Origin of the sequence: Kiloniella sp., assembly GCF_048259265.1 — a bacterium.
Taxonomy (GTDB): Bacteria; Pseudomonadota; Alphaproteobacteria; order Kiloniellales; family Kiloniellaceae; genus Kiloniella.
This window is the reverse complement of sequence record NZ_JBLXHT010000002.1, coordinates 446,431-461,516: the sequence shown is the minus strand read 5'-3', so window position 1 is coordinate 461,516 and position 15,086 is coordinate 446,431. Positions and strand designations below refer to the sequence as shown.

The 15,086-nt window shown below is 43.8% G+C and carries 12 protein-coding genes; all 12 read right to left on the bottom strand.

The features are described 5' to 3' along the window. Positions 1 to 2 precede the first annotated feature (2 nt). Positions 3 to 1,022, bottom strand: coding sequence for an adenosine deaminase (locus tag ACN0QW_RS05360; RefSeq protein WP_417429421.1), 1,020 nt, complete (start codon positions 1,020 to 1,022; stop codon positions 3 to 5). 549 nt (positions 1,023 to 1,571) lie between these two features. Beyond that, positions 1,572 to 3,230, bottom strand: coding sequence for a chaperonin GroEL (gene groL / locus ACN0QW_RS05355; RefSeq protein ID WP_417429419.1), 1,659 nt, complete (start codon positions 3,228 to 3,230; stop codon positions 1,572 to 1,574). A gap of 67 nt (positions 3,231 to 3,297) precedes the next feature. Further along, a complete protein-coding gene (gene groES / locus ACN0QW_RS05350; protein ID WP_046509756.1) occupies positions 3,298 to 3,585 on the bottom strand; it encodes a co-chaperone GroES in 288 nt (95 codons plus the stop codon). A gap of 161 nt (positions 3,586 to 3,746) precedes the next feature. Continuing rightward, on the bottom strand, positions 3,747 to 5,084 hold the full coding sequence (hflX, locus tag ACN0QW_RS05345; protein WP_299375342.1) for a GTPase HflX: 1,338 nt from the start codon (positions 5,082 to 5,084) through the stop codon (positions 3,747 to 3,749). Between the two features lie 24 nt (positions 5,085 to 5,108). Beyond that, positions 5,109 to 5,369, bottom strand: coding sequence for an RNA chaperone Hfq (gene hfq, locus ACN0QW_RS05340; RefSeq protein ID WP_299375345.1), 261 nt, complete (start codon positions 5,367 to 5,369; stop codon positions 5,109 to 5,111). Positions 5,370 to 5,529: 160 nt separating this feature from the next. Next, a complete protein-coding gene (locus tag ACN0QW_RS05335) occupies positions 5,530 to 6,177 on the bottom strand; it encodes an HAD family hydrolase (RefSeq protein ID WP_417429416.1) in 648 nt (215 codons plus the stop codon). Between the two features lie 63 nt (positions 6,178 to 6,240). Next, positions 6,241 to 7,617: a Trk system potassium transporter TrkA gene (gene trkA / locus ACN0QW_RS05330; RefSeq protein ID WP_417429414.1), complete on the bottom strand. Its 1,377-nt coding sequence runs from the start codon at positions 7,615 to 7,617 to the stop codon at positions 6,241 to 6,243. Between the two features lie 26 nt (positions 7,618 to 7,643). Then, positions 7,644 to 9,035: a sigma-54-dependent transcriptional regulator gene (locus ACN0QW_RS05325; protein WP_299375354.1), complete on the bottom strand. Its 1,392-nt coding sequence runs from the start codon at positions 9,033 to 9,035 to the stop codon at positions 7,644 to 7,646. Between the two features lie 31 nt (positions 9,036 to 9,066). Beyond that, positions 9,067 to 11,334, bottom strand: coding sequence for an ATP-binding protein (locus tag ACN0QW_RS05320; protein ID WP_417429411.1), 2,268 nt, complete (start codon positions 11,332 to 11,334; stop codon positions 9,067 to 9,069). Then, complete coding sequence (ntrC, locus tag ACN0QW_RS05315) at positions 11,334 to 12,797, bottom strand: nitrogen regulation protein NR(I) (RefSeq protein WP_417429409.1); 1,464 nt, start codon at positions 12,795 to 12,797, stop codon at positions 11,334 to 11,336. The genes ACN0QW_RS05320 and ntrC overlap by 1 nt, the downstream gene beginning before the upstream one ends. Next, positions 12,794 to 13,993, bottom strand: a complete 1,200-nt coding sequence (locus ACN0QW_RS05310) for a two-component system sensor histidine kinase NtrB (RefSeq protein ID WP_417429407.1) — start codon at positions 13,991 to 13,993, stop codon at positions 12,794 to 12,796. The genes ntrC and ACN0QW_RS05310 overlap by 4 nt, the downstream gene beginning before the upstream one ends. Continuing rightward, positions 13,990 to 14,973 (bottom strand): tRNA dihydrouridine synthase DusB, encoded by a 984-nt coding sequence (gene dusB / locus ACN0QW_RS05305; RefSeq protein WP_417429405.1) that lies wholly within the window; start codon positions 14,971 to 14,973, stop codon positions 13,990 to 13,992. Before dusB ends, ACN0QW_RS05310 begins: the two co-directional genes overlap by 4 nt. Positions 14,974 to 15,086: the final 113 nt, after the last annotated feature.

The following is a 15,086-nucleotide window of genomic DNA, read 5'->3' as shown; positions in this document are numbered from 1 at the left end:
TATCATTTATGACTTGAGGCAATATTATCTATACGTTTCAAATGCTGTTGTTTTTCTTTGTCCGTAAGGAAAGATCCTTCAATAGAATTGCGACACAACACGGCAATATCGTCTTTGCTTAACGCCAAAGCTTCGGCAACTGAGAGAAAATTTGCTGTCATGTAACCGCCAAAATAAGCCGGGTCATCAGAATTTATCGTCACTTTCAGACCTGCCTCCATCATTTCTTTGAGCGGATGTTCTTTCATATCCGTAACGCCACAGAGCTTAAGATTGGAAAGCGGACAAACAGTAAAAGCAATGCCTGACTGTGCCAACTTTTGAGTTAAGTCAGCATCTTCGATTGTTCTGTTACCGTGATCCAATCGATCAATCTTTAAAAGCTCAATAGCCTCCCGCACATATTCTGCTGGCCCCTCTTCCCCTGCATGTGCCACAAGTTTGAGGTCCAAATCACGAGCTGCCTCAAAAACCCGCTCAAATTTTGACGGAGGATGTCCCATCTCGCTTGAATCCAGTCCGACAGCAACAATACGTCCATCAAACCATGGTTTTGCTTCTTCAAGTGTTGCAAAGGCCTCTTCTTCACTCAAGTGGCGCAGGAATGACATGATAAGTTCTGAGCTTACGCCCAGCTTTTCCAACCCATCATCCAGAGCGCGTAGGATACCATTCGTAACAGTAGAGAATGCAACCCCCCTGCTTGTATGCCCTTGAGGGTCATAAAAAACTTCAACGTGAACCACACCCTCATCGGCGACTTTCTTAAGGTAAGCAAAAGTCAGATCGTAGAAATCCTGTTCCGCCTGAAGAACATTCATCCCCTGATAATAGATATCTAGAAAATCCTGTAAGTTTGAAAAATTATAAGCGTCTTTGATTTCATCAACGGACTGATAGGGCAGTTCAATGTTATTTCTGGTCGCCAAATGCATCATCATTTCTGGCTCCAAAGAACCTTCAAGATGAAGGTGTAATTCAGCTTTTGGCAATGTGTTGATAAAATTTCGGAGGTCACTCATATATTTTGCCCAATTAATTCTTTATATTATGCGCTAATTCTACCCCGTTATCCCTTTTATGAAAATAGACCGATAGGGATTTCTTTCTCTTATCCTTGAAGTCGCTTATCCCCCTTTTGAAAAGGTGAAGCCTTTTATGGAAACACAAACGACTATCTGTGAGTGGGCCGAAAAAACTTTTGGCCCCGTCAATAACCCAAATGACCTGCTTAAAAGAGCATTGTAAGAAACAATCGAATTATCTGAAGCTATTGCGAAAAATAATACCATCGAAATAGGAAAAGAGACTGCAGACATTGTTATTTTACTACACCGCTTATTAGATCAATACGGATTAGATTTGAACAAAGAAGTAAACGAAAAGATGACTATAAATCGCGCTCGGAAGTGGGAATTAAGAGGTGATGGCACCGGGAGCCACATTAAATAATTCTATGTCCCTGATAAGCCTCTTTTCTGTAAACTTATTTCAGGACGGGACAGACATACCATAAAAAAAGGGAGCCCAAAGGCTCCCTTTCTTGATAGCTAAACGGTTGTTTGGCTGGCTTAAAAGCCCATGCCGCCCATGCCGCCCATGCCACCCATGCCGCCCATGTCAGGCATTGCAGGAGCAGCAGACTTGTCTTCAGGCTGATCAGCAACCATTGCTTCAGTTGTGATCATCAGACCGGATACAGAACCTGCATCCTGAAGAGCTGTACGAACAACTTTAACTGGATCAATGATACCAGCAGCAAATAGATCTTTGTATTCGCCAGTCTGAGCATCGAAACCAAAGCCAGCTTCGTTTTTCTCAGTGATTTTACCAACAACGATGGAGCCTTCGTAACCAGCGTTTTCAGCGATCTGACGGATAGGAGCTTCCAGTGCACGACGAACAACGTTGATACCAACGTCTTGATCGTTGTTGTCACCAGTAAGATCCTTAAGAGCAGCAACAGCAGAAAGAAGTGCAGTACCACCACCGGATACGATGCCTTCTTCAACAGCAGCACGTGTTGCGTTCATAGCATCTTCAACACGGTCTTTACGCTCTTTAACTTCGATTTCTGTAGAACCGCCAACGCGAAGAACAGCTACACCGCCTGCAAGTTTAGCAAGACGCTCTTGTAGTTTTTCGCGATCGTAATCAGAAGAAGTTTCTTCAGCTTGTGCGCGGATCTGAGCGCAACGGCCTTCGATCTGTTCGCGTTCACCAGCACCGTCAACAACAACAGTCTCTTCTTTAGAGATGTTAACGCGTTTAGCAGTACCAAGCATATCAAGAGTAACGTTCTCAAGCTTGATGCCAAGATCTTCAGAAACAACTGTACCACCAGTCAGGATCGCGATGTCTTCAAGCATAGCTTTACGACGATCACCAAAACCAGGGGCTTTAACAGCTGCGATTTTCAGACCACCACGAAGTTTGTTCACAACGAGAGTTGCAAGCGCTTCGCCTTCAACGTCTTCAGCAATGATCAGAAGCGGACGACCGGACTGAACAGCAGCTTCAAGAAGAGGAAGCATTGGCTGAAGGTTTGTTAGTTTAGCTTCGTGAAGAAGAATGTATGGCGCTTCAAGATCAGCAACCATTTTCTCTGCGTTTGTTACGAAGTATGGAGACAGGTATCCACGGTCGAACTGCATGCCTTCAACAACGTCAAGTTCAGTTGCAAGAGACTTAGCTTCTTCAACAGTGATAACGCCTTCTTTACCAACGCGTTCCATTGCTTCAGCAATCATGTTGCCGATTTCAGCTTCGCCGTTCGCAGAAATTGTACCAACCTGAGCAACTTCTTCAGATGTTTTGATCTGTTTAGCAGAAGCTTTAAGAGCTTCAACAGCTGTAGAAACAGCAAGATCCATACCGCGTTTAACGTCCATTGGGTTCATGCCTGCAGCAACAGCTTTTGCGCCTTCACGAACAAGACCCTGTGTCAGAACAGTCGCAGTTGTTGTACCATCACCAGCAACATCGTTGGTTTTGGAAGCAACTTCGCGAACCATCTGTGCGCCCATGTTCTCAAACTTGTCAGAAAGTTCGATTTCTTTTGCAACAGAAACACCATCTTTGGTGATACGTGGAGCACCAAATGATTTGTCGAGAACAACGTTACGACCTTTAGGGCCGAGAGTAACTTTTACAGCGTTTGCAAGTACATCTACGCCACGCAGCATTTTATCGCGAGCGTCAGTACCAAATTTTACGTCTTTAGCAGCCATAATTCATAATTTCCTTTAATTTAGGGGCCAGTAATCCAGTAATATTGATGCTTATTTAAAGCCAATATTATTGAAGAATGCCCATAATGTCGGACTCGCGCATGATCAGCAGAGTTTTGCCGTCAAGCTTCACTTCAGTGCCGGACCACTTACCATAAAGAACAGTGTCGCCTTCTTTAACGTCGAGAGGAACAACTTTGCCATCATCGGAACGAGCGCCACTGCCTACAGCAGTAACTTTACCCTGCATTGGTTTTTCTTTAGCAGTGTCGGGAATGATGATACCACCGGCAGTTTTTTCTTCCTGGTCAAGCGGCTCAATAACAACACGATCGTGAAGAGGTTTGAAGCTCATAGATCAACTCCATCAGAGTATATTAATACAAAAAATATCGGGCACTAACGGTGAGAGAGTTTTCGATTATTAGCACTCCCACCAATTGAGTGCTAAAAGCCATATAGATTGCAGGTAGGAGGATGTCAACCAATGGAGAAAAAAATAATTGAAATGATTTCTTATTCTTCCAGTTCATCTTCTATCGGATTTATACCGAACTTACTGATAAACTTATCTGCATCAGCCTGAAGAATAGAAAGAGAAACCCAGACACCTTCTTCATGATGGTCTTGTTCCAGAACTTTGGCATTATCATGTAACCACGATAACGCGGCGCCATTCTCATAAGGAATTTCAAACTCATATACAAGGTTTTGCGCATCGAGCAGTCGCTCAACCGTATGCAGAAATTCAGAACACCCCTCGCCCGTTATCGCAGAACAAAGAAGGGTCGTTTCCTGATGACCAGATTGGATCTCCAAAGAGGCTTTTATATCTTCAGAAAGCAAGTCTGATTTATTCCAGACCTCTATCATGTTACTTTGTATATCCGGATCTAATTCCAGATCATTTAAAACAGCCTTTACATCGTCTTTTTGAGCTTCAGTATCTTCGTGTGAAACATCTCTAACATGAACCAGTACATTTGCTTCTCTGACCTCTTCCAAAGTGGCACGAAACGATGCAATCAGATCTGTTGGCAATTCAGAAATAAATCCAACAGTATCCGATAAAATAATCTCGCGCCCGGATGGCAAATTAACCCGACGCATGGTTGGGTCCAAGGTGGCAAACAAAAGATTTTCGGCAAAAACCTTTGATTCAGTCAGTCGATTAAAGAGTGTCGATTTTCCTGCATTTGTATAGCCGACCAACGAAACAATCGGAAAAGGTACTTTCCGACGCGCTGAACGATGTAGCTCGCGCGTTTTCTTTACCATTTCAAGATCACTTTTCAAACGGACGATTTTCTCGTCAATCAAACGTCTGTCAATCTCAATCTGTCGCTCGCCCGGACCGCCCATAAAGCCTGCACCACCACGCTGACGTTCAAGGTGTGTCCAAGACCGCACCAACCTTGAACGTTGATAGCTTAGCTGGGCCAAATCAACTTGCAGTTTTCCTTCTTTGGTACGCGCGCGTTCTCCAAAAATCTCAAGAATAAGACCGGTTCGATCAATGACTTTGGCTTCCCATCCCTTTTCAAGATTGCGCTGCTGCACGGGCGTCAAAGCTGTATCCACGATAACGACTTCAACCTCATTAGCGTGTATGTAGTCATGGTATTTTTCAATGATACCAGAACCAAACAGAGTTGAAGGCTTTGGTCGCGCAACAGTAATGACTTCATGACGGATAATCTCTAGATCAATTGCCAAGGCCAAGCCATAAGCTTCTTCCAACCGAGCTTCGGAAGAACGCGTTGACTGAGAAGATTTTTTTAATTCCGGATGAAGTACAATGGCGCGGACCTGCTTTTTACGATCCACGCCATCATCAATAAATTTTGAGCCCATATATATCAGAAAAACCTATTAAGGTTATGATTCTGCTCCGCCTTCGTCATCTTTGCCCGGATCAAATAATTGAACTGGTGACGCAGGCATAATTGTAGAAATTGCGTGTTTGTATACGAGTTGTGCATGTGCATCACGACGAAGCAATACAGAGAAATTATCAAACCAGGAGATAATACCTTGTAACTTTACGCCATTTACCAAAAAGACCGTTACCGGGACTTTATTTTTGCGAATCGTATTCAGGAATACATCCTGTACGTTCTGTGATTTTTCCGCGGCCATCGCGTTTAATCCCCTTATTAGTTTTTATTGCGTGTTTTTATTGGTTGGTATTGTTAGCTTTTGGGGTTGTGTCCAAAAATCAGACAAGTGAGATTCTTTATCATTATGCTGAGGAAATACAACCCCTCATCAACAAAGGACTTAAAAATCTTCATTTTTTTTAAGATAAAAAGGTCTTCATTTCTCCGCAGGATTTAAAATGAAGTGCGGGCTTACATTCAATAAACTCTTCCACTTTAGGCCGCTCTGGACGAATCAAGACCGGATAACAGGCACAGTTACACGCACACTGAAGATCAACATCGGTATCACCAACAAACCATACATGTTCATCCAAAGGAATATCACTGCCCCTTAGCGCAAGATCCATTACTACAGGGTCTGGCTTATCTTTTTCTGCATCATTAGCGCCGATAATGTTCTGAAAAAATTTATCCCAGCCTAATTTCGATACTTCTTTACGCAGAATATATCCCTTTTTATTACTCACAATAGAAAGATAAATACCTTTGGACACCAAAAACTCCAAGAGTTCCTTTGCATGAGGCAAAGGTGTTAAAACATCTAGGTGGCTAGCTTCGTAGGTATCATAAAAAATTTTGGTCGCTGCATCGACTTTATCACCAAAGATCAAAGGGAAACTCTCACGTGCAGAAGCGCGAACCCTATCTTTAGCCTCTTCAAGTGTCCAGGGAACCATACCCATCTCTTCGAAAGTGACAGAAAGAGCGTGATGGATCGAAACCCAGCTGTCAATTAATGTATTGTCCCAATCAAAAACGACAGCTTTGGGGGAAGAAAATGTCATAAGTATTCTATATCTCTAATTTCATAAAAATGAATATTGCAAAAAATGATTATTGGAGGTTTCCTAGAAAAACTCAAGCTTAACAGCAAACAGCTTTTCTATCTTTTTAACGGCTTCGGCAGCGGAGAAAATCACAACAAGATCATGTGATCTGACAATAGTGCTGCCTCGTGGGATGATAACCTCACCATCCCTGACAATGGCGCCAACGATTACACCCGGCGGCAGCTTTGCTTCTCGAATTGGCACCCCCACTAAGCTTGATGTTTCGAGAGCTTCAGCCTCAATAACTTCACCAAGCCCGTCAGCAATTGTATGCACTGAACGGATACGTCCCCTTCTAACATGTTGTAATATGTTAGACACCGTAATGCTACGGGGATTAACAACAGTATCAATACCCAGAGTACTGATAAGTGGCGCATAGGACGTTGTGTTGATCAGTGTCACCGCACGTTTACAGCCATGCCGTTTTGCCAATAGAGAGGTAAGGATATTCACCTCGTCATCATTTGTAACTGCGACGATGGTTTCAGTCGTGGAGATATTAGCTTCGTTCAGAATTTCTGCATCAAGAGAATCCCCATGAATAACAACAGTCCGCTTCAATGACTTGGCAACAAACTCAGCACGTTTTTTGTCCAACTCAATCAATTTAAGCTTCACTTGAGGGTGATTTTCCTCCACAGACTTCGCGAGATATAGCCCGATGTTACCGCCGCCAATAATCACAACTCTTCTTGCTTCTGATTCAGCATGACCAAAGGCATCCATTGCCCTGCTGAGGTGACCATGATCAAGCACAAGATACACATCATCATCAGGACGCAATTCGTCATCAGGTGTCGGAACAAAGCCCTTCCCTTGGCGAAAAATACCTACAACAACGACATTCAAAGTAGGGAAAAGCTCTGTTAATTGTCGAAGAGGTGTATGAATAATCGGTGTATTTTCTGTACAATGCACACCAATCAAGCTGACCTTGCCATCTGCTAACGGATAAACATCAAATGCGCCCGGTATTTGAAGTCGTTTTTCAATGGCTGCAGCAACCTCGATTTCCGGCGAAATGATTACATCAATAGGCATATGGTCGCGCGTAAAGAGATCTGACCACATCGGATCCAGATAATTTTGTTCGCGGATACGGGCTATCTTTGTTGGCACGTCGAACATCGAATGACAAATCTGACACGCGACCATGTTGACTTCGTCAGCATGAGTAACCGCGATAATCATATCCGCTTCAGAAGCACCAGCTTTTTCAAGGACATTTGGGTGCGAGGCAAAACCAACAACACCTTTTACATCCAGAGAGTCCGTAATCTTGTTTACCAGACCAGGATCACGATCAATCACAGTGATATCGGCATTCTCACTTGCAAGATAGCGGGCAATATTAAAACCCACCTGACCAGCACCACAAATAACTACTTTCATAACAGGATCCTAAATCCGTAATTTATTCAGCTTCGGTCTGTCGAAATACCAAGAGTTCTCAACTTACGATGCAAAGCAGATCGTTCCATACCAATAAATGTAGAAGTTTTCGAGATATTTCCACCAAAGCGCATAATTTGTGCCTCAAGATACCTTTTTTCAAAAAGCTCACGCGCATCTCTCAAGGATAATGACATAAGGTCTTCTTGCCCTGAAGCACCAGATGAAACAGACGGAGATATTGAACCAATGTCAGGTGGCATCATCTCTGCAGAAATAACTTCATCCCCCTCACCCGGCGCCATTATTAACAACCAATCAATAACGTTCCTGAGCTGCCGAACATTACCTGGCCATTCATAAGCCTGAAGGGATGCCAGTGCATCCTGAGCCAAGGGACGCGCGGGGATACCATTCGTTTTGGCAGACAGGTCCATAAAGTATTCTATCAAATCAGGTATATCATCCCGTCGGTCGACTAAGGCAGGCACGACCAATGGCACAACATTCAAGCGATAATAAAGATCTTCTCTAAACTCACCGGCAGCTATCAAAGCCTGTAAGTCTTTGTTTGTAGAAGCGATAACCCGAACATCAACGTCAACTTCGACATCTCCACCGACCCTAGTAAAGGACTGTTCTTGCAAAACACGGACAATTTTCCCCTGTGTTTCAAGGGGCATGTCCGCAACTTCATCAAGCAAGAGAGTTCCCCCATGAGCCTGCTCAAAAGTACCAAGCCTTATAGAGGTTTCCCCGTCTTCATCTTTGCTTTCTGTGCCGAATAATTCACTTTCCAACCTATCGGGATGCATTGTGGCACAATTCAAAGCCACAAAAGATCCGTTACTCCGCGCAGATTGCTGGTGTAATTGACGGGCAACAACCTCTTTACCTGCACCTGCAGGCCCGGTTATTAAAACACGGCTGCCCGTGGGCGCAACTTTATCCAACGCCTGCTGAAGCTGAACTACTGGGGCCGAAGAACCAATTAATGACGACTGTACAGCTGCACTAACCTTCAAACGCTCATTCTCACGCCGCAATTCAGAAAGTTCTATTGCCCTATTGATTATTAGAAGCAATCGATCCGATTTAAATGGTTTCTCAACAAAATCAAACGCACCAATTTTTATGGCACTTACCGCAGTCTCAATTGTGCCGTGACCTGACATCATAACAACAGGTAAATCACTATAATCGTGTTTGATTGCTTCTAGAATGCCAATACCATCCAGCTCAGAATTATTTAGCCATATATCCAGTACAACCAAGCTAGGGCGACGGGCATGAATTGTCGCAAGAGCTTCCTGACTATTGGCAGCCTCTCTGACAACATAGCCTTCATCTTCCAGAATACCACTTAGTGCCATCCTGATATCGGCTTCATCATCAACAATGAGAATTTCGCGGGTCATCTAATCAATCTACTTAAATTTGTTAAAGTATTTATTTGCTGGTAATTGGGAAAACCAAGTGCACTTGCGCACCAATTATTTCACCAGTTTGATCCAAATTATCTTCAAGGACAAGAGAGCCACCATGATCTTCCATAATTTTCTTAACAATAGCCAACCCTAAACCTGTCCCCTTCTCTCTATTCGTTACATATGGTTCAGTCAGCTTTTCACGATCTCCAGAAGGCAATCCCTTCCCTGTATCCTTAATAATGACAGAAATTTCAGTATCTGACTTTTCCAAAAATACTTTAATTGTTGCCTCTGTGCCCCTATTTCCTTCTTCCAGCTTCCCTTCGATAGACTCTCCTGCGTTCAACAATAAATTCGTTAAGACACGATTGATTTGCTCCGGATCACAGGAAAGAAGAATATTTTCGTCAGGAACAATCGTTTCAAAGTGAATTCCTTGTTGCGCGGTATCCTGTAGAAAAACAGATTCTTTAATAAGCTTAGTCAAATCGGTTTCTTTCATTTTGGGGACAGGCATCCTCGCAAATGAAGAAAACTCGTTTACCATTGTGCCGATGTCAGTAACATGACGAATAATGGTATCAATACAAAGTTCAAAAGTCTTTGCGTCACTCTCTATCTCTTTGAGATACTTCCGCTTTAGCCGCTCAGCAGAAAGCTGAATTGGTGTAAGTGGATTTTTTATTTCATGGGCAATACGTCTGGCAACATCAGACCAGGCCGCTTTGCGTTGAGCAGAAACCAGTTCAGTAATATCATCAAAAGTAATTACGAAACCGATAATTTCAAAATCATCTCCAAGCTCTGCAACGGTACGCAACAACAAGGTACGTTGCACACCATTTTCTTGGGTATAGGGGATGTGTTTTTCTACCGGACGCAGAGGTCTGGATTTGGCTTCCTCTACAAATTCAGCAACTTCCGGCATCACCACGGAAATGTGCTGCCCACGAAGTTCGGCAAATTGATCGACAAAAAATGCTGACGCAGATCTATTAGGTAGAGTGATTTCCGCTTTTGCATTCAAACCAATCACACCAGCAGTAACCCCGCCCAGGACAGCCTCAATAAACCTTGTACGTTCATCCAATTGAGCATTGGTACTCATCAATTCCTGTTGTTGGCGCTGCAATTCCCCCGTCATCAAATTAAAGGTACGAGATAAACGTCCGATTTCATCATCAGATTTATTCGAAATAACTCGTGTCTCGAGATCACCTTCGCGTACCTTTTCAGCCGCAGCAATCAGGTTTCCGATAGGTCCCGTCAGGTTATTGGAAAAGGTTAGACCAACCCACACAGAGGCCAAAAGGATCATCAATGCAACAATCGCAAAAATCATCGCAAAGGTAAGAACAAAGCCCGAGCGTTGTCCTTCAAGATCAGTATAGAGAGCAACAGCACTTTTTGCGCGATCAATATGTTTTAAAATGTTTGGATCAATCGGGCGACCAACGATCAGGAATGATCCATCAAATCCACCAAGATAAACAAGCGCACGAACGCGATCATTATTTTCGGTATTGAGAATAACAACCTCACCATTAATAGCATTATTTATCGCAAAATCAGGTATTTCTGGTGCAAAATTAAGTAAAAAACTAAACGCAGCTTTCCCCTGAACCTGACCCGATTGATCAAAAACAACCGCTTCGGTTAAATTAAGGCGATTAGCGCGATCGGTCAAAAAAGCATCAAATTGATCTTCATTCTGTATCAACAGATTCAAAGACTGGCCAAGGTCGAATGAAATGGACAAGGCATCCGCGACAATACCCTGCTGATGCTCGTTAAGATAAGATTCAGCAACTGCGTATGACTCCTTTACCGCAGTACTCACTTTTTCGTTGAACCAACCCTTTAATCCAAATTCAAAAAAACCAACAGAAACCACGGCAACAATGATGGTCGGCGTTACAGCAACCAGGCTAAATAATCCAACCAAACGAGAATGCAGTTTTGCACCAGCAAGTCCCCGCTTTCTCTCAAGCCACAAAAGGACAAGCCGCCTGACAACGATTGCCAGCAAAGCCATCAACAGGATAAAATCTGCCGTCAGCAAAAGAAGAATAAATTGCGGATCGTTTGCCTGAGAAAGATCACCAGAAAGCGCAGAAAAGGTTGTAATCCCACTAATACTGGTGGCGATAAACAAAATAATCGCAAGCTTCCTCTCCAGGCCAACACGTTTTGCCCAAAGAGATGCATTTAACCAAAAGCCGTTATTTTCCACACCTGAATCACTATCAGATACAGAACTCTCATCATCTTGTGTCTGATCAATCATTACTTAGCACCCTTGATCACTGACACTTCCAACTCTTTAATTTTTTTCCGCAAGGTATTTCTATTTAATCCCAAAAGCTTAGAGGCTTGTATTTGATTGCCGTTTGTCGAAGCCAATGTAAGCTCAATCAAGGGTTTTTCAATTTCTTTTAAAATTCTATCGTATAATCCAGTTGCCGGTAGGTCAGGAAAATGGGCCGCAAAATATTCACTGAGGTGTCGCTCCACAGCCTCACCAAGAGATTCATTTAATGCAGGCGCAACAGCCGGACTTGCCTGATTTTCTTCAGAACTTGCTCCTTTGGAAATAAGACTAAGCTCATGTTCGACGATATCGTGTGAAATAACATCCTGACTGTAGAGAACAGTTAAGCGTCGAACGACATTTTCCAGTTCACGAATATTACCGGACCAATAATTATTTCTTAAAGACGCCATAGCGCCTTGATCAATCACCTTACTAGGCAAACCTTCCTGCTCGCATAACCGTAAAAAATGCGATACCAGCTCGGGTATGTCTTCAGCGCGCTCCCTTAGTGGCGGCAACCTCAACGGCACCACACTCAGTCGATAGTACAAATCTTCCCTAAAGTTTCCCTGCTCGACCATTTGCGCAAGGTCTCTATGCGTAGCAGTGATAATACGGACATCTGCTTTTATGGGTACACGTCCGCCAACTGTCGTAAATTCATTTTCCTGTAAAACACGCAAAAGCCTTGTTTGAGCTTCCAGCGGCATATCACCGATTTCATCCAGAAACAAAGTCCCACCAGCGGCCTGCTCAAAACGCCCAGAGTATCGCGCTGTTGCACCTGTAAAAGCCCCTTTTTCATGCCCAAAAAGCTCACTTTCAATCAACTCTTTAGGAATGGCTGCCATATTTACAGCCACAAAAGGCCCCTCTTTTCTTTTCCCATAATCATGAAGAGCACGCGAAATCAACTCCTTACCGGTGCCAGATTCTCCTGTCACCATCACGGTCAGATCCGTCGCCATCAACCGGGCCATAACTCGATAGATTTCTTGCATAGCAACAGAGCGCCCGATCAAAGGCAGCTGTTCTTCCGGGTTGCTATCAACTTCTTCAACGATTTCGGCAGGCTCAGAAAGTGCCCGCTTAACAGTTAAAGATAACTCCTTGAGATCAAATGGTTTTGGCAAGTACTCAAACGCGCCACGCTCTGTTGCTTTTACGGCTGTTAACAATGTATTTTGCGCAGACATCACAATAATACGTAACTCAGGTCTAATCTTTTTTATTCGCGGAATAAGGTCCAACCCATTTTCATCCGGCATCACAACATCAGTGATTACCAGGTCGCCCTCACCTTTAGCTACCCATTGCCATAATGACGCCGCACTACTTGCTGCTTGCACACGATACCCCTCTCGTCCTAATGCGTGTGTCAGAACAGTTCTTATCGCCTGATCATCGTCAGCAATCAAGATAGTCGCATCACTCATGACGGGTCCCTTAATTCACTATCTGTGTAGTTTATTTTTTTATTTCTTAAATCTTTAGGCACCAGCGGCAGGCTAACTGAGAATTTAGTGGACCTTGGTACACTTTGCAGTTCAATAACCCCACCATGTTCTTCAACAACCTTGGAAACCAGCGCCAAACCAAGCCCTTTACCACCAGATTTTGTTGTAACGAAAGGATCAAAAAGATGCTCATGAAGGTCAGCCGAAATACCCGGCCCGTTATCTTCAACCGTCACCAACAAAGGAAGATCCATACGCTCATTCCCCCCCTGTAATCTCATCCTTACACCTTGCTGATAACTTGTTGTTAAGGTGACATCGCCCCCCTCTTTACCAAGTGCTTCGACAGCATTTTTAATTAGATTGAGAAAAGCCTGTATCAGAAGATCCCTGTTCCCATATACCTCTGGAAGCGAAGGGTCATATTTCTCGGTAAACTTGACGTTCTGCCCAAACCCGGTTTCAGCAAGAAGCCTCACATGAGCTAAAACCTCGTGAATGTTAACGGCCTCCCGCTGCATTGGGCGGGTATCTGAGAACATCTCAATACGGTCAACCAAGGTAACGATGCGGTCTGCCTCATCACATATCAGCTTGGTGAGTTGCCGATCATCCTCACCTGCGCTTAGCTCTAATAACTGGGCTGCGCCCCTAATACCAGATAGCGGGTTTTTTACTTCGTGGGCAAGCATAGCCCCCATAGCCGTAATTGACCTTGCTGCATTACGATGTACAAGTTGATGGTCAATTTTTCGCGCGATAGACTGCTGTTGAAGCGTGACAACACTAAACCCCGGCCTGTCATGCATCGGAGAGATAACAACGGCAACTAAATGCGTTCCAATTCTTGGTGTTTCAAGTCGCACGCCATATTCAGCAACAGAGCTCTCTTCTCTTTGGGTCTGTTCAATCAAATGAACTATCTGAGAATCTTCCGAAAAGTGAGCACTTAAAAGGCTACCAACCAAAACCACCTTACTCGATTGCAAGAACTGTTCAGCAGACTGATTAACAAATACAATCGCCTTATCCGGCCCAACAACAAACACTGGATCCGTTAAAGAATTCAATACGCTTAGAGATTCTGAATTTTCATCAAGAGACAAAGGTCCATATCTATCTGACGTTATCGCCAGCTTTTTCCTGGAATTACCGCTTACAGAGCTTTTGGTCATGCTGCTTTATCAATGTGCGGTTGGAAATATTCTCCCAACATTTTGATTACGACGTCTGGTTCATTAACTTTATTTATTTCAGCCCGAAAAGAAGCTGAGTCAGGAAGCCCTTTACAATACCAAGCCAAATGTTTTCGCGCGATAGCAACACCCTTGCGTTCACCGTAATGGGATAACATCGCATCATAATGCTCACAAATAAGCTCGTATATTTCTTTTAAGTCCGGCTCATCAACATGCGTTCCATCGCGCAGATACTGACTGACTTCTCGCAAAAGCCATGGCTTGCCATAACATCCCCGACCAATCATAACACCATCAGCACCCGAAACTTTCATTGCCTGTTTAGCATCTTCTGGGGTTAAAATATCACCGTTAATTACAACGGGGACTTTAACTGCATCTTTGACAGCACGCACAGCTTCCCAATCCGCTTCCCCTTTATACATCTGGTTTCTTGTACGGCCATGAACGGTAATCATTTGAATACCGACGCTCTCTGCACGCTTTGCCAGCTCAGGAGCGTTTCGATTGGTGTCATCCCAGCCCAAGCGCATCTTAACTGTAACAGGCACATCCACAGCCTTAACCGTTGCATCCATTATATCTTCGGCCAGCACCTCATCTTTCATAAGCGCGGAACCTGCATATTTGGAAACGATCTTTTTAACCGGGCAACCAAAGTTAATATCGATAATAGCTGCCCCACGATCGACGTTCATCTTTGCAGCTTCAGCCATTATGCTAGGGTCACACCCCGCCAATTGCACAGCCATAGGAAATTCCTCGGCACAATTCGTACTTAATTTGAGTGATTCTCGACTCTCTTGAAGCATCGCCTTGCTGGCTATCATTTCTGAAATCACGAGCCCTGCACCATAGCGTTTGACCAAACGGCGATAAGGCATGTCTGTTACGCCAGACATCGGAGCGAGTAAAACCGGGTCCTCGATCAATATCGGACCAATTGAAATGCTCATTCGTTGTGCACCATTCACAATCGCCTAAGATTTAGGCAAACAAGAAAAGCTGGTTATACAGCCTTTGCCCGCTCTTGCGAAGAGGAATGTGTAAAAAACGAGTGAAAATTTTG